This window comes from Nocardiopsis sp. TSRI0078 (assembly GCF_001905145.1).
In the GTDB taxonomy this organism is placed as follows: Bacteria; Actinomycetota; Actinomycetes; order Streptosporangiales; family Streptosporangiaceae; genus Nocardiopsis.
In genome coordinates, this window is record NZ_LWLB01000036.1 from 264,320 (window position 1) to 287,988 (window position 23,669).

The following is a 23,669-nucleotide window of genomic DNA, read 5'->3' on the forward strand; positions in this document are numbered from 1 at the left end:
CACTCTGCGACTACCCAGGGTCCCACTCCTACCGGCCCCGACGCCAACAGCACCGTGCGCCGCGTGACCGCGGTGGCCGGGCCGCCGCGGTCACGCGGACCGGGCCGGGCCCCTCACCCGCCCTCCCTGGGCCTCCAGCTCCTGCCCCGGCCCGCCTTCTTGGGCTTGCGGACCAGGGGCCGGGCGGGCTGTGCCCCGTCCTTCTCCGTGGCGACGGGGAGCCCGGTGCCGCCCTCCTCCCGGAGGGGCTGCTGTTTCCTTCCCTCCAGCCTCTCCAGACGCTCCATCCGGCCGGTGAGCGCGGGCCGTCCGGACTCGGCGGGTTTGGCGGACTCGGCGGGGGTGCCGGGGGTGTCCAGGTCGTCGGGCCGTGCGGGCCCGCGGGCGGGTCCGTCGGTCGCGGCCCTGCCCGGTTTCCCCGTGCGGGGACGGCTTCGCGGGGCGCGCGTGGGAGCCTCGGCGGGTTCCGGAGGTGCCGCGGGTGCCGCGGCCTTTACCCGTTCCACGGGCTTCGCGGACGCCACGGGAGGCACGGGAGGCACGGATGCCACGGGCTCCGAAGGCGTCGCGGGTTCTGGGGGCTCTGCTTGTTCCGCGGGTTCCGCGGACGCCGCAGGAGATACGGACGCCACGGGGGACACAGGGGTCACGGGCGCCGGCGCGGCCTGCGCTCGCGGCGCCCCGCCCGGGACCTCCACCGGTTCCTCCTCCGCGGGCGAGGAGTGCCGGTAGGCGCGGACCGCGTTCATGACCTGGTCGGCGGTGGAACCGGGCCAGGAGTGGTGGAAGACGAGGTTGAGCGGAGGACTGGTCTCGGTGATGAGGCCGTCCTCCTCGATGACGCAGCTGCCGCCGAGCGGCCAGCGGCCCAGGACCACGGCCGTGATGCCGCGGTGCTGCCCGTGCAGCAGCAGGCCGGAGAGCGCGGTCTCGTGCCGGGGGCTGGGCGCGGCCACCAGGGCCAGGGGCGGGCGCGGTTCCTCGGTGCCCCGGTGCAGTTCGCGTTGGAGGACCGTGAGCGCCTCCTCCATGGTGCCGACCATCCGCACGGGCTCGCAGGGGTGCGCGCGCAGCAGGTCGCGCCCCCGCTCCCCCAGCAGGCGGACGGCGTCGGCCTCGGTGAGCAGTACGCGCACGGCGTCGTGGTCGAGGCGGTCGAGCGCGTTGGCGATCAGGCGCCGGGCGGCGCCGGCGGCCCCCGGGCCGGTGATCCCGAGCCCGGGCACGTGGTCGAGCTCCACCGTCACCCGCTCGTCGATGTCCTCCCCCGGGACGGGCCGGGGCGGCGGGGCCGGAAGGGCGAGGCGCCGCTGCCGGGGCACCGTGGGCACACGCGGAAGGCTCAGGCGGACGCGGGGCACGCGGACGCCGCCCCGCCCCAGGACGTATCCCCCGGCCAGGCCGGCGAAGGCCATCGCGCCGGTGAGCGCGCCGTCGGGAACCTCCACGACCAGCACCCCTCCTCCGCCCGCGTCCGCGGCGGTGCCGGCAGCGGCCTCCACGGGGCCGGTGTCGGCGTCCGCGTTCCGGGGCTGGGCGGGCGCCGGCTGCTGGGGGACGACGGTGTAGGCGACCTCCGCCCTGCGCTGGGCCGCGGCTCCCCCGTCGCGGGGTTCGCCGGACCCCGCGCCCTCCACCGTGATCTCGGGTGCGTCCTCGCCCAGGAACCCGCCGAGGTGGTCGGCGACCGCCTGGGCCCGGCGCTCGGACAGCTCCATGTTGGCCGACGCGCTTCCGCTGGGGTCGGTGTGGCCGGTGACCCGGACGACCGTGCCGGAGTCCCCGTAGGAGGCGATCATCTCCGCCACCGGCGCCAGGTCCTCGCGCATCTGCTCGGTGAGGTCGGCCGACCCCACGGCGAAGCCGGTGACGGTGCGCACCCGTTCGGTGGGCTGCGCGGGGAGGGACTCCTCGGAGGCGGAGGGCTCCGCGTCGTCCTCCGTGCCGCCCTCCTCCTGCCGGTCCTCGGAGACGACCGTGTCGGCGAACGCGGAGGCAGGGGCGAGTGCCACCGTGCCCACCGCGGCCGCCGCGACGACCTGCAGGGGCCCCAGGGGGCGCAGCCGCCGGGGGGCACCGCGCAGGCGGGCGAGGGCCTCCACGGCCAGACCGGCCGCGTACAGGCCCCACAGCGCCCACAGCACGGTGATGAGCAGGGCGGTGGGCACACCCGGCGGCAGCCGCCATCCGCGCAGGTGGGCGGCGGCCAGGGCCCACGAATCCGGCAGCTCCGGCCAGGGCAGGTGCCACAGGAGCAGGTAGGGAACACCGGTCAGGACCGCTGCGGTGAGCAGGACCGCGCTCAGCCGTCGGATGTGGGACATGTCCGCCTCACAGGAGCTAGGGGATCGGCTGGGTGTGGGGACGTGCGGTGGCCGTGGCGTCGACGGTGGTCGAACCCATCGGCATGAGGGTGAAGGAGTAGGGGACCGAGCAGGTCACGGTCACCGTGTCGCCGCTGACCGCGACCGTCCCGGTGGCACCGGCGGCGCTGAGGAAGGACCGCGCGGCGGCGGAGGCCGCCGCGGGGTCGAGGGCGACCTCGTCCGTGCCCTCGCGGTAGGCGGACCAGTCGAGCTGCTGGGCGCCCGCGCGGGCCGCCTCCTGGGCCAGGACGGCGGCCTCGTTGCGGGCGCGCAGCACGCCTCCGCCGTCGGTGACCAGGCCCAGGCACAGCAGGAAGGCCGACGCCATGACGGCGACGAACGCCGAGACCTGGCCCCTGTCGTCCGTACGTCTCACGGCTGCCCCCTGAAGGTGTCCACGACGACCGTCGCGTCCCCGGTGACCGTGTAGGTCCCCGGAACGCCCAGGCCGGTCAGTCCGTCCAGTCCGACGCGGCACTCGACCACGGCGGTGACCGCCCCTCCGGGGGTCAGTCCGCCGTGGTCGAGGGTGACGGTGTGGTCGCCGCACGCCAGGCCGTTCTCGGCCAGGGAACTCGCCGCGGTACTCGATGCGGCCGCCTCCGCGGCGGCCGCCGTGCGCTCCAGCGAGGCCGCGCGCGCGGCGGAGTGCGCCACTTGGTCGGCGGTGGAGCCGGCGTCCACCACCCTCCCGGCGAGCACCATGAGGAGCGCGAACGCCAGGAGGGCGGGGGTGAGGAGCACCAGCTCCACCGAGGCCGACCCGCGGTCGCCGCGCCCGGGGCCCATGGAGTGTGCAGGACTCACGGGGCGGCCTCCGCGGGGACGAAGCGCTCCACGGGCGCGGTGATCTCGTGCCCCACCGGCCAGCTGAAGCCGGGAATGATGCTGGGTACCTCGGCGTCCACCACCACGCGCACCTCCTCAGCACCTCGGTCGACGGACACGCTGAGCCCGGAGAGGAAGGAGCCTCCGCCTCCCTCGGCCACCGACGCGGCGCCGCCCGCGGTGCGCGACTGCTCGGCGGTCCTGCGCGCGATGTCGGCGGCGACGTGGTCACCGTGCATCCACAGGGCGGTCTGGACGACCAGCAGGACCAGGAGCAGCAGCACGGGCGCGGCCACGGCCAGCTCGGCGCTGCCGCGATCGTCCCGAGCGGGGTGAACGCTCAGGGGATCTCCGCGGAAAGACCGCCGACCTCCGTCTTCACGAAGGTCCCGATGCCCGTAGCGGCCGCGATGGCGACACCGATCAGCACAGCGGTCACGATGACCGTCTCGGTCGAGTAGCCGTCGTCCCTCCGGCTGAGCAGCAGGGAGCTGAGGTAGGCGGTGATGCGCTGCATCGGGGGTCTCCTGGATGTGTCGGGGTCTCATGAGCTGAACAGGATGTGGCTCATCGCCGGGTAGCCCAGGAGGGCCAGGAACCCGGCGAAGAGCAGGACCACCGGCAGGCTCATCCGCTCGGTGGCGGACTGGGCCTCGGCGTCCATCTCGGACAGGAACTGGTTGCGCAGCGTCTTGGCCTTGGCAGCCAAGGAGCTGCGGATACGCGCGCCGTCGGCCCCGGCCAGCTGGAGGCTGGCCGCGAGTTCGGCGAACTCCGGTGTGTCGTAGCGCTCGCCGAGGTCGCGCAACGCGGTCCAGGGCGGCTGACGCGTCAGCGCCGCCTCGCGCAGGCCCTCCCGGATGCGGGCCATGGCCCACCCGCTGCCCGCGGCCCCGGCATCGGACAGGGCCCCGTTGACACCCGCTCCCCCGGCCAGGGACACCACGACCAGGTCGGCGAAACCGGCCAGGGCGCGGCGCATGCGCTCCCGGCGCTTGTCCGCCTCGTCGCGCAGGGACATGTCGGGAGCGAACCACGCCAGCAGGGCGAACGCCGCCCACATGCCCCCGGCGACGGTGGCGGCGGGCAGGGCGCCGGCCAGGGACAGCAGACCGCCCAGCAGCGGGGGGAAGGCCAGTCCCAGCACCAGAGCGGTGAACTTCTCCGCGAGGTAGGAAGCGGGTTCGCGCTCGCACACCCGCAGGTTGCGCCGGGTGCGGGGCCCCGGCATACCGAAACCCTCCAGGACCGGGACGCCGATCTTTCCCAGGCGCGTCAGCACGCCGACGTCCGGACCCGCGACGCGGACAGTGCGGGGAGGCGGCGGTGCGGCCAGGCGCTCGGCGAGCGTGGGTCGGGCCCAACGCGCGGCCAGCAGCGCCCACAGGGCCAGCCCGACGGCGGCTCCGGCCACGACGGCGGCCAGGACGGGGGTCATCGTGCGGCCTCCGGGGTGCGAGCGGGGGAGGGCTCGGGTGCGAGCACCCGCGGCCCCAGGTCCAAGCGGGACATGCGGGACAGCCATACCAGTGCGGCCGCCCACAGGCCGCCGACGCCCGCGAGCACCACCTGACCGAGGACGCTGTCGAAGGGTTCCATGTAGTCGGGGTTGGTCACCATCAGGAACGCGGCCATGCCCAGGGTCGTACCGACGATGATCCGTGTGGAGGTGCGCAGCCGCGCGCGGCTCGCCGCCACCCGCACGAGCATCGCCGCCTGCTCCCGTGCGGCCTCGGAGAGGGTACCCAGCAGGACGCCCAGGTCGGTGGCGTGCCGGGTGGCCGCGGTGGTCAGGGCAGCGGCCACCAGGTCGGCGGTGGGGTTGTCCACCTCGTCAGCGAAGGAGCGCAGCGCGTCCTGAGTGGACCGGCCCGCGCGCAGCCGTTCAGCCAGACGGGTGACGGCGTCCCGCACGGGCTCGGGTGCGATGGGCGCCGTGGCGGCGACGGCCTGGTGCAGGCCGGCGGCACCGGCCATCAGGTCGCGCAGCATCTCGGTCCAGGCCGCGACGGCCTCCACACCGTCCACCTGTTCCTGGTGGCGGCGGTCGGGCCCCAGCACGGCGGGGCCCCACCAGCAGCCCGCGGCGGCGAGCACACCGGCCACCGGCCAGCCGGTGACGAACCAGACGAGCAGGCTGCCGACGATCGCCGCGACCAGCCGCAGCGGCCGCTGACGGCCGAACAGGACCGCGCGCCACCGGGGAATCCGTGACGGACTCGAACCGCCGGATGCGGCCAGCGAGGCCAGGGCCAACCACAGCCCCGCGCCGAGCAGGGCACCGGCGGCGGCGACAAGCAGGACCGGAGTCGTCACCGTGCCCACCCCACCGTCTCCGGGCTGAGCATCGCGGGGTCGAACCCGGCCTCGGCCAGGGCGTCGAGCGTGCTGGGGCTGGGTGGCGCCGAGGGCAGGAACCCGTTGCGGTCACGCCGATAGATTTCGTTGGACACCACGCTCTGCCCCTCCGCGCCCACCACCTCGCGCACGCTGGTGACCATGCGCCCGCCCGTGGGCAGGGCCGACACGTGGATGACCAGGTGCACGGCGGCGGCCACCAGGGATGCGGTGGCCTCCAGGGGCAGGCGCTCGGCGGACTGGGCGGCGTAGGCGCCCAGCTTGGTGAAGGCGCCCGCGGAGTCCGCGGCGTGCAGGGTGGTGAGACTGCCGTCGTTGCCCTGGCTCATGGCGTTGAGCAGCGGGACGGTCTCGTGGCCGCGCGTCTCGCCGACGATGACCCGGTCGGGGGACATGCGCAGGGCCGTGCGCACCAGGTCGGCGATGGTGATCTCGCCGACGCCCTCGACGTTGGCCGGCCGGGCCTGGAGGGCGACGCAGTCGGGGTGGGCCGCGCGGTCTCGGTCCAGTCCGAGTTCGAAGACGTCCTCGATGGTGACGAGGCGCTCGTCGACGGGGATCTCGGCGGCCAGGGCGCGCAGCAGGGTGGTCTTGCCCGCGCCGGTGCCGCCGGTGATGACCATGTTGCGGCGGGAGCGCACCCCCGCGCGCAGCAGGGCGACCAGGGTGTCGTCGACCGTGCCCAGTTCGCGGAGCTGGTCGAGGGTGGTGCGGCTGTAGCGGTGGCGGCGGATGGACACCGAGGGCTGCCGGGAGACCTCCATGACCGCGTTGAGGCGCTCGCCGCCGGGCAGCTGCATGTCGAGGATGGGCGCGCCCGGGTCGAAGCGGCGCTCCCCCGTCTCGGACTCGGAGGCCAGGCGCCGGACCAGGGCGACGACCTCCTCGGGGTCCTCGAAGAGCGAGTCGTGCCGCTCGCGGCTGCCGTCGGCGCGGCGCACCCACACGTGCACGCCGTTGATGTTGATGTTCTCGATCCCGGTGTCGTCCAGGAGGGGCTGGAGGGGGCCGAGCCCGCACACCCGGGCCAGGGCGCCCGCGGCGACGGAGGCCTCCGTCGTGGCGTCGAGCACCTGCCTGCCCTCGGCCAGGGCGCGTCCCGCGTCCTCGTCGAGGATCTGGGCGATGACGCGTTCGGCGCGGGCGCGGTACTCCTCGGGCGTGTCCTCGGGGGCTCCGCGGGTCTCCTCGCTCAGCCGCCGGGCGGCCTCGGTGGCGGTCCGCTCGACCCGGTCCGCCACAGTGCGGGCGTGGTCGGTGTCCAGGAAGTAGCCGTCGGTGATGTCGTATCCGGCGTCGTGTCCGCTGCTCACGCGTGGACCCCCGTCGACTCCGGCGCGGGAACCGGGGTTCCCGGAACGGGTGCGGGAGCACGGTCGGCGCCGTCGGCGAGGTCGCCCGCCAGACGCACCGCCGCCTTCATCAGCGGCCTGCGGTGCGGTTTGCGCGGGTTGGTCTCCCCGCGCAGGAAGGCCGCGGAGCGCTCGTCGGCGGGGAGCCGTCCCCACACGCCCGGGCCCAGCGCGCCCTCGATCTCGCGGACGCTCCCGCTGCCGCCGACGACGACGGTGCGCAGGCGCGGCAGGCTCCGGGCCAGGGCCTCGGAGGCCTCCTTGGCGCGGCGCAGCTGGGCCAGGGAGTCGGAGACGAGCAGAAGGGTCTCGTCGGCCCGGGCGGCCAGCGCGGAGGCGGGCGCGCCGGGGGTCAGGCGGCCCAGGTCCAGGACGACGGCGGGCCCCTCGGCGGAGGCGAGCACGCCGGGGTTCTGGGCGAGGAGGCGCACCGCGCCCTCGGCGCGGTCGGCGGTGACGGGCGCGTGGCACACCGCCAGCCCTCCGGGGAGGGTCTGGGTGTGCGCGGCCAGGTCGGCGGAGACTCCACCGTGCCGGGCGGCGGCGGCCAGGCCGGTCAGGCCGGGGGCGGGCTGGAGGCGCCGCCAGGTGGCGACGTCGCCGCCGGAGGCGTCGGCCTCCACGAGGACGGCCCCGGCCCCGCCGGGCCAGACCGCGGCCAGCGCCATGGCCGCGCAGGTGACGCCGGGTGCTCCGCCCAGGGAGAAGAGCGCCACGGTCCTGTGCATCACGCGCCTCCCCTGGAGTTGACCTGGACGACGCTGACCCGCTCGGCGGCGGCCGCCGAGGCGACGGCGGCGGCGTCGGTGGAGGCCGCGACGAGTTCGAGTTCGACCGAGCCGTCGTCGACAGCGGAGGGCTGGACGCTGCGCACGAGGGCGCGGTAGGCCTCCACGCCGGTCGTGGAGCCCTCCTCGGGGTGGATCACCACGGAGACCGCGGTGCCCGGGACCAGGGAGGAGGGGAAGCGGCCGGGGCGCAGGGCCACGCCGAGCACGGCGCGGTCGGGCTCGGGGAAGGCCGCCTCGGTGCCCAGAGCGGCCTCGGGCAGGACGCCGCCCTCGGTGACGGGCACGGTGAGGGTCTGGCCGACCGTCTCCTCCAGGTGCTCGGCGCCGACGAAGGAGACCCCGTCGGCGACGGCGATCCGCGCGACCCGCAGGTCCTCCGCGGTCACCACGTGGCCCGCGGGCAGGTCGGTGTCGGCGACGAGCACCCCCTGCCGGTCATCCATCTGTTCGAGGGCCAGGACGCCGCTCAGACCGCCCGCGGTCATCATGCCCAGAGCCAGGACCAGCCACCGCCAGCGGCGGGGTCCGGTGCCCAGGAGCCGCACCGGCGGGGTCTCCCGCTGCCGCGGGGAGGCCGCGGGTGCCGGTGCCGTCTTCGTGTCCACCACGTCTGTCGTCTTCTTTCGCTGTCAGCGGTTGTCTAGTCGGTGACCAGGCCGTGGGACTCGGCCACCCGGAGTTCGACCTGCGAGGTCGTGGTGATGGGGTCGAACGCGCCCGCCTCCCCGTCGGAGAACTCCCAGCCCACGTCCCAGCCGACCTGGACGGAGACGGGGTAGACGCCGCCCTCCTGGGAGTCGGAGGGCAGGGTGTAGACGTGCCCGCAGTCGGGGGAGGCCGAGGCGGGGTCGTGCACGGCCGGGTCGAAGGGGGTTCCGGGGCCCTCACAGCGGACCTGCGTGCCGTCGCCCAGGTTCCAGACGGTGGAGGTCGGGTTGGCGGTGACCGTGAGGGACCAGTCCTGCACCTCGGCGGAGGTCTCGGCGGTGTCCCAGTCCTGGGAGTCCACCCACAGCCACACGGGGGTGTTGACCAGGACCAGGGAGTCACTGCCCGGGGAGGTCCCGATCTTGGGCGGGGGCAGCTCGAAGGCGGCCATGGCCTCCTGGATGAAGGTGACCGGGTCGGTGGGGGCCTCCCCCTCTCCCCCGTAGTCGATGGACTCCCAGTCGATGGCGTCCCAGTCCACCTGGGACCAGTCGATCGCGTCCCAGTCCACCTGGGACCAGTCGACGCCGTCGCCGGAACCGGCCGGGACGCCCGGGACGCCGGAACCGCCGCCCGAGCCGCCGGAGCCCTGCTGGCCCGCATGGGTCTTCCACCAGCGCAGCAGGATCGAGCAGCCGAGGCCGCCGGAGCTGCCGCACTCGATCTGGCCGAGGAAGGAGCCGTCGTCGGCGTGCGCCGGGGTGGCCGCTCCCGCCGCCAGCAGGGTCAGTACCGCGGCCGCGGCCGCGGGTCGTACGGGTCTCAACATGATCCCGGCTCCCAGATCCGCAGGTCGGACACGCGCCAGGCGAGTCCGTCGTGAATGAGTGTGGCCTCGACGAGGCGCGGGCCCCGCCCGGAGGAGGAGCCCACGCCGAGGTTCCAGCCGGAGTCGTCGAGGCAGTCGTCGACCGTCGCGAGGTCGGGTCCCTCGACCGCCACGCTGGGGTCGAGGACGGGTTCACCGGTGACCTGGGCCCCGGCCGTACGGGCGCCCTCCAGGGCGGTGCTCATGAGTACGAGCGCGCCGCCCACGGCGTGGTCCTCCAGCTCGGCGGGGACCCCGCCGCCCTCGTGGGAGGCGGTCACGACCACGTCCCACATACCGGTGTAGGCGGCGAGCGCGGCGGCCTCCTCATCGTTCGGTGAGGGGGCCGAAGGCAGCGCCGTCGCCGCCGCCTCGGAGGTCCCCTCTCCGGGGGCGGCGCAGCCCGCCGACAGGGCGAGGGCCACGCACCATCCCGCGGCCGCGACCCGGTGCCGGGCGGAGCCTGCTCTTCTCGCGACTGTCGTCATTCGTGCGTTCTCCACTGCCATGGAAAGGGGGGACGGTGCGGTGCATGGCGGAGCCGGCCCGGACGAGCGGGCCCTCTCCCTTCCGACGAGAGGGACGGGGCGGCCCCGCCCGGGAGGTCACGGGACCGGGCGGGGAAACCGGTGAGCGGACGGACGGAAGACCGCTTCTCCCGTCCGGGTTCCGGTCGGCCGGGATCCGACGCGACCGGGAGTCGCGCGGGCCGGAGCTCTCGGCCTGACCGAAACCATGTGGCATTAGGTGTGTTTTTACTTGCCTTTGCGTGAGCTTATAGAGGATTTGCCTGTCGTAACAACCCCCAGACCACCTCTTCGGCTGTGATCCGGTCGATTTTCCGGTCATCGGACCCAGAAGGGACACGCACTCGGAGCGATCCGACAAACACACGTGAAACCACACATGAACGGACATCACCGGCAGGGCCGGGGTCAGACCGCGAGCACACGCGGGCCGCGTCCGCGCAGCCTCCGGAGGTCGTCGGATCCCGTCCCGGTGTCGGTGATGAGGCAGTCCGTCTCGTTCAGCCGCGCGAACCGGGAGATGCGGTCGTTGCCGATCCTGGTGTGGTCGGCCAGCAGCACGGTCCGGTCCGATGCGCGCACCATGGCGCGCCTGGCCATCACCTCAGCGGGATCCGCGCAGGTCAGACCACGCCCCGGGGACACACCGTCGGCGCCCATGAAGGCCACGTCGACACGAACCTGCTCCAGCAGGTGCACGAAGGAGGGTGTGGTCCCGGCCGCCTCGCTCACGCGCCCTCCCAGCAGGTGCACGGAGAGGTCTCGGCGCGAGGCCAGCACCAGCGCGGCGGGGATCGAGTTGGTCAGGACGTTCAGCCCGCACCCGGCGGGCATCAGCCACGCGATCCGCTCCGCCATCGGACCGGCGTCGAGCAGGATCGACCCGTCACGCGGCAGTTCCGCCAGAGCGGCCCTGGCGATCCTGTCCTCGGCGGACGAGAGCCGCCCCGGTCCGGACGGGGTCTTCGCGGCGCTCACTCCCGCTCCGCGCCTGACGGCGGCGGCGCCACCGCTGAGACCGCCCACGAGGTCCTCCGGTACGTCCATGTCCACGTCCCCGAGTGCGAGGGCTGTACGCCCCGTCCCACCACGTGGATGCGATCGGTTCATCTGCTTCTTCACGAGGAGAACATCTCGCCTGCAGGGGAACGGCATGCGAATGCCCCCACCTCGAAGGGAGAACCGTTGCGAAATGACAGCGGGGGACGCGCGCCGACGGTCCGCCCGCAGCTCCTCAAGGAAGCTGTGCGGAGCGCCGGGGAGGAGATGCGCGCCCCTGCGGTCCTACCGCAAACAGGAGACACACAAGGCAATACACAAGGGCGAGAACACAAACATAAGCACAACTACTTCCACATCCGGACCTGCCGGTGCTACCTTCATGCCTCTCGCGCTACAGCCGGGGAGGTGGAATCGCGTATGCCGTTGGACCACAACATGTCCGACTCCTCACGCACCGCGATCAAGGTCCTCACCGGCATCGACGTCCCCCGCGCCAACCCCACCAAGCTCTTCCACGCCGCCGAGGTCTACACCACCCTCATCCACCGCCTCAACACCCTCGACGAACTCATCCAACTCAGCCGCGCCCGCGTACGCCGCAACTTCAACGGCCGCACCGCCGACTACTACGAACACTCCCTGAACCAGTTCACCCAAGGCGAGAACAACTACGTCGGCTCAGCCAAGGACAACTCGGCCACCATGACCACCGAGCTGCGCAAAGCCGGCGCCAACGTCGAGTACATGCACATGATGGTCATCGGCCAGTTCATCCAACTCCTGGCCGAGATCGCCTGGGCCATCGCCACCGCCAAGTTCACCTTCGGCGCCACCCTGAAGTTCATCCCCATCTTCAAGGCCATCCGCAGCCTGGCCATGCGCCGCATCCTGGCCTGGCTCGTGATCACCGTGCCCAGCCACCAGATCATCAGCCAGATCTTCGCCAGCATGGACAGCATCATCCAACGCATCCAGATCGGACGCGGCACCCGCACCACCATGGACGGCACACTCACCAAGAGCGCCCACACCGGCGGCGCCATCGAAGGAGCACTCTCCGCCGTCCTCTCCGCCGGCATGGACGGCCTGTTCAGCAAAAACCTCCACCACCTGCTCAAGAACAGCCTCGACGACCTCAACCACCTCCCCGACCCACCACCCGTAACCAGACCCGGACCCGACGGCGGACCACCACCCACGGGACCACTCAACGACGCCCCCAACGGCCCCCCGCCCGACCCCAAAGGGCCCACCAAGGAAGACCCACCCCCGGGAAGCGGGCCCGACCACGGCACCGACACGCCCCCGCCCGGAGGCGGACCCGACCGCGACGCCCCTCCCCCCAGAGAGGATCCCGATCGGGGTCCGGGCACGCCCGCGCCCAAGGACGAACCCTCCCCCGACCTGCCCACCCCGTCCCTGAACAAGGACCTGGCCTCCCTCTTCGGACGCCACAACGACGAACTCCTCACCCCCTACAACCCCGCCAGCCCCACCGGCGCGGGCGCCTTCGACAACACCACCAAAGCCGCCGCAGCACGCGACGACTTCGCCGACCTCTTCGCCCGCCACTTCGGCGACCACCTCGGCCAAACCGCAGCACGCGACCTCGGACGCGACTACGCCAACACCCTGGCCACCCACTGGGGACGCCCCGACCTCGGACAACACCTACGCGACACCATCGGCGACCGCCTGCCCCCGCACACGCGCGACCACCTCGCCAACGTCCCCGCCACCCTCCAAAAACCCCTCGCCGACTACTTCTCCACCACCAGCGCCTACGCCCAACAAACCGGCGGCAGCATCGGCAGCGGAGCCACCGAGGGCTACCTCGGCGAAGGCCTGGGCAGCCTCGCCGACGGACGCGGCTGGGAAGCCTCCATCTGGTCCGCCACCGCAGGCGCCAGCCAAGCAGGCATCCAACAAGGCGCCACCGACACCACCCTGGCCACCACCGACCTGTTCAACGACAAAGACAAACCCAACACCACCCCACCCCCACCACCCCGAACCGAGAGCAACGGCACCGACAACCGCGTCGACCCCGACAGCACCAACCCATGGGGGCACGGAAACGACGACCCCGGTCAGGGTGGTGATCGGGCCCCCGAACGCGGCGGAGACGGACCCCAGCGGGGAGAGGACCGCGACGACGGACCCGCCCCGTCCCGTCAGGACGACGGGTCGTCCCCGTACGACCGTGACGGTGTTCCCGACGTCGACGACGTTCCCGACCTGGTCAGCGACACCGGCAGTGACACCGGCTCCGAATTCGGCGATCCCGACGACCTCGGCCGGGCCTCGGACGACACCGCACGCGTGCACGACGACGAGGACACGCGTACCCCGTTCTCCGACCCCCTCAAGACCCCCGAGAACGACAAGGACCCCTTCGGGACAGCGGGCACCGCATACCCCGGCCTCAACGACGACCTCTTCCCCCCGGGGACGAACGACGACCCTCTCATCGTCAATTTCCTCAACGCGATCGTCCCCGACAACCCGGAGATGAACGCACCCCCCGGCACGGGGCAGACCACACCCACTCCGGGGAACAACGGAAACAACGGCGACCCGAACCCGGCCGACCGCTCCGTTCCCCAACCGGAGCAGCACACCCCCGCGCCCGTCGCCGTGGCGCCTCCGGTCGGCCAGGCCGCTCCGCCACCCGCGACCGCTCCGCAGAACCCGGCCTCCGACAGCGGCCAGCGCTCCGCGTCCTCGGAGCGGGACAGCGGTGGGCGTTCTCCCCAGCGCACCGGCGACACCCGCACCCCGGACTCCTCCACCGACCGGTCGGTCAGCGACGATGTGCGCACCGCCACCGAGAGCGCACCTCCCGCTCCGCAGACAGCAACCACCGACGGCACCACCGGACGGGACGATCCGGGCAGTTCGACGGACGAACAGCAGGCGGACCCCGACACCGTACGCACCCCCGAGCAGCGGACAGAGTCGGAGGACGCTCCTCCGTCCCCGCCGCCCGCCGCCGAAGACGGCGCCGACCACCGCGATACCACCGCCAGGACGGAGAGCGGGCCGCCGTCGCAGACCGGGGACACCACCCCCCTTCCCGGGGCGCTGGACGACCATTTCCCCGCACCCACCCCTCCGCCCGGCTCCCCGGGCGACCAGGGCGCCGTCCCGCCGCTCCGCACGGGGGAGCAGGACGGCGCTCCCCCCACCGTGCCCGTCCCACCGCCCCTCACGGCGCCCCCACTCGGTCAGGGCGGCCCGTCCGCCCCCGCGCCCGCCGCCGCCAGCGGGCAGGGGAACCGCGTCCCCCAGGCCACGCCGAACAGGATCACCACCGCCATCCGGCTCGGGGAGCTGGCCTCGGCCAGCATCAAGGACGCGATCAGCGGCTACCAGCGCGCCCAGGATCTGGTCGACCAGACCAGGGAGGCCGAGAGCCAGGGCCGCCCCGACGCCGACGACCTGCGCGCACGCGCCCACGAGGCGCAGCGCGAGGCCAACGAGGCCCACCGGAGCTACGACGACCTCGCCCGAATGCAGGCCGACCTGCTGCGCACCGACGGCCTGACCACCGTCATGGCCGTCGTGGAGACCCCCGCGGGCCCGAGCGGCGACACCGGCCCCGTCCCCCTCGGCGGGACCAGCAGGGACATCCGGCTCGGTCCCCTCAGCACCGACTCCCCCGTTCCCCAGGGCGAAAGCCTGACCGGCGACACCCCCGACCCCGCCGACCGCGGACCGACCGACGACCGGGACGACACCGGTACCGGGAGCAGCGGGGACCGGGACCGGAGCACCCAGGAGGGAGCCCCGCCGGAGGGCGCACCGCCGCCCCGGCCGCTCCCGGCCCTCACCTACGACGGCGGCCTCGTGCCGGACCGGAGCGGTCAGAGCTACGACCTGGGCTACCTGGCCACGTCCACCCTCCTCGGGCCGCACATGCTCTTCGCGGAGCACCTGCCCGGGTTCGTCGACGACGTCCTGACCCATACTCCGGGCATGCCCGGACCCGCACGGCGGGGGATCGTGGACGGCGTGGTCGACATCCTCACGAGGGAGGGGCCGCGGCCCTTCCTCCGCGAGGGCGGACACCCCGTCGGCGCCACACACAACGGGCAGACGTGGAGCGTCGACATCGACCTGCGTCCCGACGACGGCGATTTCCACCACGTCGACGCCAAGGCCCTGAACGGCGGCGGGGACTCCAGGTTCCTGAGGCTCCACGACACCGGCCCCGGGGTGGACTCCAGCGACGGCGGGTCACGCGGCGCGGGCAAGACCCTCGGCGCCAAGTTCACGATGAGCCCCTTCTACATGACCGGCGTCAACGGCAACGACGCCGGGCCGATCGCCGCTGTCGGCGGACGCGGCGGCACGAAGGTCCGTGGCACCTCCGGGTCGGCCTCGACCAGCGCCAACTCCGCCAGCGGCCTCGAACTGCTCGGCACCCCGAACCTCTACGTCGGCGACCTGCGCATGGGGGCGTCCGTCACCGGCCCCGGCCTCACCGCACCGCGCGTCCAGGAGGGGACCGCGTACAACGGCCTCGTCATGAGCCTGCCGGGCGAAGTGCTCTCCTCCTCGGACGCCCCTTTGCGCATCGTGCCCGACAACGGACCGGCGGACGCGAACGGGCACCACCCGCCGGTGAACCGGCCGTTCACGGGTACCAGCCACCCGATCGAGATCACCCGTTTCTCCCCGGTCCCCCCGCCTCCCGCCACGGCTTCAGGCGGTGGGAACACCACGGGGAACACGAGTGGCGACACCACCGGCGACACGGGCGGGAACACCACGTCCGGCGACGGTGGGACCGGCCGCGGCGGTGGCGGCCGACCGGGGAAGAGCACACTCGGCACCTGGCTCGCCGACCACTTCCTGGGCCCCCGCCCCGAGGGGGGCCGGGACGGCGGCCACACCACCTCCAGGCGGGAGCGGCGCGACAACGATTACCGCGAGCGGATCGAGACCACCTTCGACAACGACCGGGTGCAGCAGTACCTGCCGCAGATGTCCAACAGTTCCGCGCACATCCGGATCGAGATCCCCGGCAGCCGCCCCCGCATCATGCGGATGTGGTCGGTGTCGACCGAGTACAACCGCAAGGACTTCGCCCCCGGCCTGGCCGACTTCGTGCACAGCAACACCGCGGTCAAGAGCGCCTCCTCCAGCGTGAAGCACTCCACCGTGGCGTCCGGTTCGGTCGGCGGCGGCTTCGGCATCTGGCTCGACCTGCCCAACGGCAAGAGCATCCGGCTCGACGTGCCCTTCGTGGAGTACTCGGCGACGTTCGAGAGGAGCACAGGGGTCGCCCTGAACACCTCGGGGACGAACAGCCATGTCGTGCACGCCCCCTCCGGCCACGCGGCCTACGACGTGAAGCGCGACTACTACGTCCGCATCCAGGGCGAGCCGGAAGCGCACCGCTTCGAGGGGAACTCCGTCGAGCTGCTCACGATCGAGGACGCCCGCCAGCTCAACGGTGAACCCTCCAAGGCCCCGGACCCGACCGGCGAACCGACCGCGCCGCCCCGGCCCCCGTTCCCGAACCTCGCGGTGGACCGCCCCACGGACCTGAGCGGGGCCACCGTACGCGGGTTCGGCCACGCTCCCCCGGCCGCTCCCGCGAACAACGGCGGGACGGCGGGAACCACAGGCAACAGCAACACGGGGACCACGAACACGACGGACACCACCGGGAACAACAGCGCCGACGGTGATGCCCAGTCGCCTCCCCCACCACAGCGCCCGTTCTACGACGACCTGGCGTACCGCGTGCTCAGCGGCATCTCCGAGAAGCGCCCCGGACTGGTCATCCCGGATCTGGCGCGGACCGGCAAGGACTACGCCGTCCGCCCCAGCCACATGGACCCGGACGGACCGGTCCACAGCTTCCGCGAGCGCTGGGGCCTGCGCCGCAACGTGGACGTGGCGCGGGAGAACACCCTGAAGGTCATCAACGCGCTCTCCGAGTCCGGGCTCAAGAGCGGTGCGCCCGACCTGCCCGGCAACGGCATTCCGGTCCGCCTCAAGGAATCCGCCCTGATCGACCCGACGATGATCCGCGAGGACAGGGGCGGCCGTCCCGAAACCGTGACCGTGCGCGTCTACGGCGACTTCGATCGCCTGGTGCACCAGTTCGACACGACCGCCAGCGGCGGCGGCCGGTTCGCGGGCTCGGCCGGCATCACCACCATGAAGGGGTCGAGCGCCAACCACGCGCTCGGCCTCACCACGGGCGCCAGCGTGCGCACCGACGCCGGCGCCGACGTACGCGGCGTCCCCCGGGTCCTGGGAAACCCCTCGGTCTCGTTGAGCGCGTCCCTGAACAAGGGCAAGGGCTCCAGCCAGGGCCTCTCCCACAGCTCCGAGGAGACGGTGCTGTTCAGCGGGGACTCCGACGTGTGGACGTCCCGCACCCGCTTCACCGCACGGCTGTTCGAGCACGACGACATCGGGATGGCGCGCGACGACCGGCCCCAGCGCGAACACGGCGCCCCGCTCCTGGGGAACGGGATGGACGCCCAGACCGTCCTCCTCACGCCCAGGATGCCGCCGGTAGCCTCCGACTCCCCGAACACCCTGTCCGACCCGACGGGCACGGCCCGCGACGACGAGACCGCCACCTCCTCCGACGGACGGGAGACGCGGAACACCCCTGAGGCCACCGTCACCACCGGCACACGGGGAGGAGACTCCACGCAGACGAACACCTCCGGGGACACGGCGCCCGCCACGACCGGCGGCCGGCAACCGCTCACGCCCGAACAGGCACGGGACGTGATCGTCCGGAACTTCGTCCCGCGGACCACCCCCGGCGGCACGGCGGGCGAGGACCGGGGAGGCCGGTGGACCGTCATCCGGGACGGGGTCGTGCACACCTGGGGACGCCTGTTCGGCGGGGGCGCCGAGATCGTCGCCCCTCCCCAGAACACCGCCACGAACACCACCGGTACCGACAGCGGCCAGGCCGTCGTCCTCACCTCACCGCCTCCCCCCGGCGGCACCGCGAACACCACCACCGGGACGACGCCGGAGACCGTTTCGCCAGGGGGAGACCGGAGCGGGGACGGCGCCCCGGCCAACCGGCCCCCACAGGGCCCGCCGACCCTGAACCAGGCCCGTGCCCAGGCGATCCGCCGCATCGGCGGCACCTTCGAGCGCGTGAACACGCACTTCGACGCCGGGAGCCGGGGCATGCGCGGGTTGCTGGAGGAGACGTACCGGACCTTCTCCGATCCGCGCAGCGGCCTCCACAACGGGTATCGGCGCAAGCTCGAGTCGTTCCTCTCCCAGACGTCCGGGGGCGGTCGGCAGTTCGAGAACCACCTGTCGGCGGAGGAACTCGCCACGAGCAAGAGCGTGACCACGCCGTCGGGCTCCCGCATCCGCCAGGAGATGAGCGGCGGTTTCTGGTCACCGCACGACGTCCGCGCCACCGTCGCCACCAAGGTGGAGATCGACACCGTCACCGACTTCCGCCCCGTCGACGCCCAGATGCGGTGGAACGGCGGCAGCGAGGTGACCCTGTCCACCAGCTCCTCCCTGACCGGCGGCCTCGGCTTCAAGCTCGGAGGCAGCGGGGGCCGCAACCCGAACCCGCACCCCTCCGACGGCTCCCTGCCCACCGAGGCCGTCAGACCGATCCCGCTGCTCGGGCCCTCCCTCTCCCGCACGTTCTTCTCCCGCGGCACGTCGCACACCCAGTCGACCTCCTTCACGTCGTCGGTGCTGTTCATCCCGGACAACACCAAGGTGTACGCCTTCCGCGCCTCCGGTCACCTCACCCAGGCGGTCGAGTTCCTGAAGAACTGGAGCATCGGCCCGCCCCTGAACTGGAAAACCCTGTTCCACGGGTGGACCGCTCCCGTCCAGAACCTGCTCGCGGGCTACGTGCACTCCCGCGACGCCCAGCAGGAGGGGCTGGTGATGGACCGGGCGACCCGCGACGAGAGCGGGACGGGGGTGAACCTGAGCCCGCAGCCCAACCCGAAGACGCCCGACACCGCGCAGGTGCGACCCGGGTTCGAGAACAACGGCAGGCAGATCCAGCCCGCCGACCCCGAGGCCGCCATCCAGGAGTTGGTGAACGACCTCGCCGGGAACGGACTGGAGCTGACGAACGGCGGCCGGGAGCTCCTGCTACAGAAACTGACCACGCACCTGGGCCAGAACCCGGACTCCACCGTCCCGGTGCCGGTCAAGGTCCGCGCGCTGGGGCCGGAGCCCACCTCGGACTCGCTTCCACACCCCATGCGCTCGGCCTCCCCGGCGAAGGTCTACGTGAACCTGACCAGGGACCCGAGCCGCACCGACGTCTCCTACGTCGGCCAGTCCGGCTACTACATCGAGTCGCACACCTGGAAGGCGACCGACGCGAACTCGCGGAACAGGGGGACCGGGACGACGGTGGGCGCGGACGGCGTGCTGCTGCAGCCCCTCCCCTACGCCCAGGACGACCAGGGGCCGGACGGACAGCCGGAGCACCGCCCGCTGTTCGCCTCCCCCGCCGGGGCGGTGTCCTCCTCCACCAGCGACGGGCGCTCCTCCGGGGAGTCCCAGGACGACGCCCGCACCGTCGAGCTGCACCTGAACACCCCGTACGCGAAGGTCGGCGCGGACACGACGCTGACCCTCACCCTCGAACTCGGCGAACCCAAGGGCGGGGAGAACGGCAACCCGCCGCGATCGACGTACACGGGCACCGCCGGCAGCGGGCGGATCGAGACGATGTACCCGTTCGCGTACATGACCTTCGATCCCCCGGCGACGACCACCACGGGAGAAGGCACACAGAGCACCGGTACCGACCTGCCGGCGCCTCCCCCCGCCATCGCCACGTCCACGGACAGCACCGGCTCCACGGGGACCGCTCCCGCCGACCAGAACACCCCTCCGTCCCCGGAGGGCGGCAACACCACCGGCGACCGGACGGGAACCGACACGACCGGGAACGACCGCGCCCCCGCCCCGCCGGAGGACGGAGGCACGACACGGCGGCCCGGAGCCCCCGTCCACGCGTCCGTGTCCGACGCGTTGCGCACCTGGACGGGCGACGCCGGCCCCCGACCCGGCAACGACACCGCCATCACCAAGCCGACCATGGTACAGGACGGCGGGCAGGCGCTGCGCGACAAGGCCAACGTCGTCATCGCGCAGTCCCTCGGCTGGCAGCCGCCCGCCGGCACCCCCGAAGGAGGGCGGCCCACCCGCGCCACGGCGGACGCGGCGCGTGCCTACCTCGCCGACGCCTACGGCCAGGACCCGGTGTACAACGAGATCGACCACAGCCTCAGCGACAAGGCCGTCAAGGCCGTGTACCCGTCGGCCTCACGCAACTCCGAGGGAGTGCAGTTCACGGACATCAGCCGCACCGAGTGGGGCGCCAAGGTCGTGCCGAGCAGCCGCGGAGCGAAGATCCTGGACGCACTGCCGGGCAGCCAGCTCAGCGACTCCCGTGCCCAGCCCCGGACGAACAGCGCCGGCGACTCCCACGGCGGGGGCCGGGGCCGCGGCGGAGAGTTCCGCCCCGCCGGGCTGACCACCGGCGGCATCTCCTACGACGGGCACGAGGGCATCTACACCGGTGCGCCGGGTGTGAACACCAGCTCGTCCCATGGGGCCGAAAGGGGCTCCAACCAGGCCGTCAAGGGCTACCAGGAGTCGGACCAGCTCCGCCAGGGGCCCGTCTACCTCGTGGAGTACGACGCCACCTGGGCGTTCGCCGCGGGCAGCAAGCTCAAGGCGCCCGCCGCCTTCCACCCGAACGACCCGAGCCTTGCGCCGACCCCGTTCTACTCCCGGCCCACCCGCTGGGGCGTGGACGACGTCACGGTCAGGATGGCCGGCTGGTTCTCGGAGTCCGACGCGGTCGCGATGGGCTTCCTCACGCCGGACCAGGCGAAGGACCTGGCCCCCCTCATGGGCCGGATCAACCAGGCGCGGGAGGAGTTCAGCCAGGCGGAGGCCGCGTACGCAGACACCCGGGCCCCGCTGGAGGGCCTGGCCGAGAGGTACGCCGCCGACCCGGGCGACCGGAGCGCCGAGAGCGCCTACAACGCACAGGAGGACAAGTACGCAAAGGCGCTGTCCGACTTCGACGACCAGATCGACGCCCTGATCGAGACCGTGAACAACACGCGCACCACGCTGGGGGGCGCCGGTCAGGGGACGGACGGCGGCACCGCTCCCCCCGTGCGTACGGTGAGCGGCGACGGAAGCGGAGGGACGACCCGCGCACCGGCCACCGGCGGCACGACCACCACGACCACCACGAGTACCGGGAACACGGGTGCGCCCCCCGCCCCCGGTGGAGTGCCCCCGGTCGGCACCACGACCACCGGCGACACCGGCGGCACCACCACGACCACCGGCGGGACCCAGCCGACCGTCACCGTGACCCCGCCGGGCCCGGCGCCCGCGCCCACGGGACCGCGACAGGAACTGGTCGACCGATTCCGGGCGGAGCTGAACCTCCGTCCGCCGGAATCCGACACCCCCGACCGGGATCCCGGCGCGCTGGACTCGGACGGCTCCAGGAACCCCCGGGACGGCCAGGAGCAGAACACGAACACCGCGGACGCGCGGGTCGAACGCGCCTCCGACGCCGCGGACACCGCGGCCCGGGAGGCCCGTGACGCACGCGATAACGCGAGCGGCCTCTCCACCCCCCTGGACCGCGGCAGGGCCGACCTTCGGGACGGCATCCGCATCCTCACGGGCTCCGGCGACGGAGCACCCGCCGCCGGGGCCGGAGGACCCGCGCCCGGGACCGACGGTGCCCCCTCGCCGGGGGCGGTACGGCAGGCACGTGACGCGCGGGAGGCGGCGGACACGGCGCACACCGATGCCACCGCCGTCCGCGACGGCTTCAACACCGCCCGCGGCGACGCCCTCACGAGGATGCCCGAACCCGATCGCGGCGCCTTCGACGGACGGCTCAGGACGGCCACCACGGCGGCCGAGAGCGCGGCCACCGCCGCGACCGACGCCTGGAACACCGCAGACAGGCACGCGGACACCGTCATCGGACTCGGGAACGACCTCAACGCGACCCCGTCGCGGTACCGGGAGCTCAGCACCGCCGTGGAGGGCCTGTCCGGGCAGGACCGGCCCGTCGGCGGGGCCCGGGCCGCCCAGGACGCGCGCGACCGGGCCGATGCCCTGATCTCCGACCTGGAGGGGATCGCCGATCGCGCCGACACCGCGCGGGAGGCGGCGGAGACGGCCGCGACGGAAGCCGGGACAGCGAAGACGGACGCCGACACCGCGCGGGAGGCGGCCGACCGGATGGCCGCGGACGCCGAGGCCCTGCGGACATGGGCCGAGGACCTCAGCACCAGCGCGTCCGGCCACCGGGACGGCGCGGACCGGGCCGCCCAGAACGCGCGGGACGCCGGTGAGGCGGCCCAGCGTGCCGCCGATGCGGCCGAGGACGCCCGCACCGCCGCGGACGCGGCGGCGGACAGGGCCGCCGAGGTGCGTGCCGGCGCCGCGGACGCCGCCAGGGACGCTGCGCGGGCCGAGGCCGACGCCCGCGCGGCCCGCACCGCCGCGGACCTCGCGGCCCAGGCGGCGGCGAACGCCTCCCGGCCCTCCCCCGGCGGGCGGACCGCACCGGACACGGCCGACGGCCCCGGGAGGACGACGGACACCCGGGAGGACGCCGCTCGCCGGGGCGCGGAGGACGCGCGGGCGAGGGCCCAGGAGGCCCGGCAGACCGCCCGCGAGGCGGCGGAGCGCGCGGCCCGGGCCGCCGAGGACGCGAAGCAGCTGGCCGAGCGGGCACAGGACCTGCGCACCAGGGCGGACGCCACCGCGCGGGAGGCCGAGGAGGCCGCCGCTCGCGCGGACGAGGCGCGGAAGATCGCCGAGGAGGCCCGGAGTGCCGTCGGCATGACCGTGAGGGCCGCCAACGAAGCCCTCGCCGCCGCTCGTCGCGCACATACGTTGGCGCAGCAGGCTGCTCAGAGGGCGGCGGCCGCGGCCGAGCGTGCCGCGGAGGCCGTGGAGACCGCTCAGGAGGCCCGCGACGGCGCCGAGAAAATCGCCGAAAGCGCACGGAAACGCGCCGAAAGCGTACGGAAGCTGCTGGAGAGGATCATGGCGGCCATGAAGCCGGGGAGGACGTCGTCCGAGGGCGTCCCTCCCCCCGGGCAGAACCCCCCGGGGCGTCCGTCCGGCGGATCGGGTTCCACGGTTCCCGGCCGGAGCTGAGCCCGAGTGCGGGGCACGGCTGTCCCCGTGAGGAGCGGGAACGCGCGCCGTGCCGCGCGGCGCCGGGCCGCAACCGCACACGCGGCACCGGGCGCACGGGTTTCCCCCCGCGCCTCCGCCAGGGAACGGGAAATGCGACTCTCCTGGCGGACACACACCTCCTGTTTATCAGCGAGCCGTTCGGCCTTTGTTTCCCGGTACACAAAGGCATATGATCCGACACGCGGAAATAGATTTCCGTGAAACAGGGAATGAACGGCCTCCTTCCTGGGGCCTGCCCCCGCACGGGCGCCATCGCGAAAGTCGATCCGCCGACGACCGCCTCCCCCGGAACCGGGGATGAATCCCCCATGGACGCGGCGACCGGCGTCGGCTGACACGGGTTCACCAACGCCCCCGCCCGGCTTTCGGCCCGCCACCACCAGGCTCCCGACCGGAGGCTGGACCAGCCCTCCCCCACGAGCGCGACCCCGCCGCAAGGGAAACAGGAAAAGAATATCCGGTCGGCTCCAGGAGAACCGTTACCGAAATACGCGGCACGCCAAGCGGGTGGAACACGTTCCAAAAATACCCCGCCGCCTCCGGAGCACGCCCATGAGCTTTGGGGATTGACCGGGAGTGCGCCGTCGAGGGTTCCGGTCCTGGGAATGTACCACCGATCGGCGCGACTTCCCCGGTGCTACTTTCGTGCCCGCGTAGCGGCCCCGGTGGGAAGGTGGAATCGCGTATGCCGT

14 protein-coding genes are annotated in these 23,669 nt (G+C 73.4%); 1 reads left to right on the forward strand and 13 read right to left on the reverse strand.

The genetic code is table 11. The annotated features are described in order from the left end of the window. Positions 1-113: 113 nt before the first annotated feature. The 13 genes from A6A08_RS25785 to A6A08_RS25840 all read right to left on the reverse strand — a co-directional run bounded on the left by A6A08_RS25785 (position 114) and on the right by A6A08_RS25840 (position 10,785). Positions 114-2,324 carry an OmpA family protein gene (locus A6A08_RS25785; protein WP_083609285.1) on the reverse strand — a complete coding sequence of 737 codons (2,211 nt, stop codon included), beginning with the start codon at positions 2,322-2,324 and terminating at the stop codon, positions 114-116. 16 nt (positions 2,325-2,340) lie between these two features. Further along, the gene (locus tag A6A08_RS25790; protein WP_073705234.1) at positions 2,341-2,742 is read right to left on the reverse strand and encodes a TadE/TadG family type IV pilus assembly protein; all 402 of its coding nucleotides are present in this window, start codon (positions 2,740-2,742) and stop codon (positions 2,341-2,343) included. Continuing rightward, positions 2,739-3,155 (reverse strand): TadE/TadG family type IV pilus assembly protein, encoded by a 417-nt coding sequence (locus A6A08_RS25795; RefSeq protein ID WP_378699999.1) that lies wholly within the window; start codon positions 3,153-3,155, stop codon positions 2,739-2,741. The genes A6A08_RS25790 and A6A08_RS25795 overlap by 4 nt, the downstream gene beginning before the upstream one ends. Before the next feature lie 14 nt (positions 3,156-3,169). Next, the gene (locus tag A6A08_RS25800) at positions 3,170-3,496 is read right to left on the reverse strand and encodes a TadE/TadG family type IV pilus assembly protein (protein WP_073705269.1); all 327 of its coding nucleotides are present in this window, start codon (positions 3,494-3,496) and stop codon (positions 3,170-3,172) included. A gap of 38 nt (positions 3,497-3,534) precedes the next feature. After that, positions 3,535-3,711 carry a hypothetical protein gene (locus A6A08_RS28400; protein WP_199867045.1) on the reverse strand — a complete coding sequence of 59 codons (177 nt, stop codon included), beginning with the start codon at positions 3,709-3,711 and terminating at the stop codon, positions 3,535-3,537. A 27-nt stretch (positions 3,712-3,738) separates the two neighbouring features. Further along, positions 3,739-4,632 carry a type II secretion system F family protein gene (locus A6A08_RS25805; RefSeq protein ID WP_242422908.1) on the reverse strand — a complete coding sequence of 298 codons (894 nt, stop codon included), beginning with the start codon at positions 4,630-4,632 and terminating at the stop codon, positions 3,739-3,741. Next, a complete protein-coding gene (locus A6A08_RS25810) occupies positions 4,629-5,519 on the reverse strand; it encodes a type II secretion system F family protein (RefSeq protein ID WP_073705236.1) in 891 nt (296 codons plus the stop codon). The genes A6A08_RS25805 and A6A08_RS25810 overlap by 4 nt, the downstream gene beginning before the upstream one ends. Next, a complete protein-coding gene (locus A6A08_RS25815; protein ID WP_073705237.1) occupies positions 5,507-6,865 on the reverse strand; it encodes a CpaF family protein in 1,359 nt (452 codons plus the stop codon). The genes A6A08_RS25810 and A6A08_RS25815 overlap by 13 nt, the downstream gene beginning before the upstream one ends. Then, a complete protein-coding gene (locus A6A08_RS25820) occupies positions 6,862-7,632 on the reverse strand; it encodes a hypothetical protein (protein ID WP_073705238.1) in 771 nt (256 codons plus the stop codon). Before A6A08_RS25820 ends, A6A08_RS25815 begins: the two co-directional genes overlap by 4 nt. Beyond that, positions 7,632-8,303, reverse strand: a complete 672-nt coding sequence (locus A6A08_RS25825) for an SAF domain-containing protein (protein WP_073705239.1) — start codon at positions 8,301-8,303, stop codon at positions 7,632-7,634. Before A6A08_RS25825 ends, A6A08_RS25820 begins: the two co-directional genes overlap by 1 nt. Before the next feature lie 32 nt (positions 8,304-8,335). After that, positions 8,336-9,172 carry a hypothetical protein gene (locus tag A6A08_RS25830; RefSeq protein WP_073705240.1) on the reverse strand — a complete coding sequence of 279 codons (837 nt, stop codon included), beginning with the start codon at positions 9,170-9,172 and terminating at the stop codon, positions 8,336-8,338. Continuing rightward, a complete protein-coding gene (locus tag A6A08_RS25835) occupies positions 9,166-9,699 on the reverse strand; it encodes a hypothetical protein (RefSeq protein WP_073705241.1) in 534 nt (177 codons plus the stop codon). Before A6A08_RS25835 ends, A6A08_RS25830 begins: the two co-directional genes overlap by 7 nt. A gap of 447 nt (positions 9,700-10,146) precedes the next feature. Then, on the reverse strand, positions 10,147-10,785 hold the full coding sequence (locus A6A08_RS25840) for a DeoR family transcriptional regulator (protein ID WP_242422909.1): 639 nt from the start codon (positions 10,783-10,785) through the stop codon (positions 10,147-10,149). 372 nt (positions 10,786-11,157) lie between these two features. On the opposite strand from A6A08_RS25840, the gene A6A08_RS25845 reads away from it, so the two are divergent. Next, complete coding sequence (locus A6A08_RS25845) at positions 11,158-22,935, forward strand: hypothetical protein (protein WP_073705242.1); 11,778 nt, start codon at positions 11,158-11,160, stop codon at positions 22,933-22,935. Positions 22,936-23,669 lie beyond the last annotated feature (734 nt).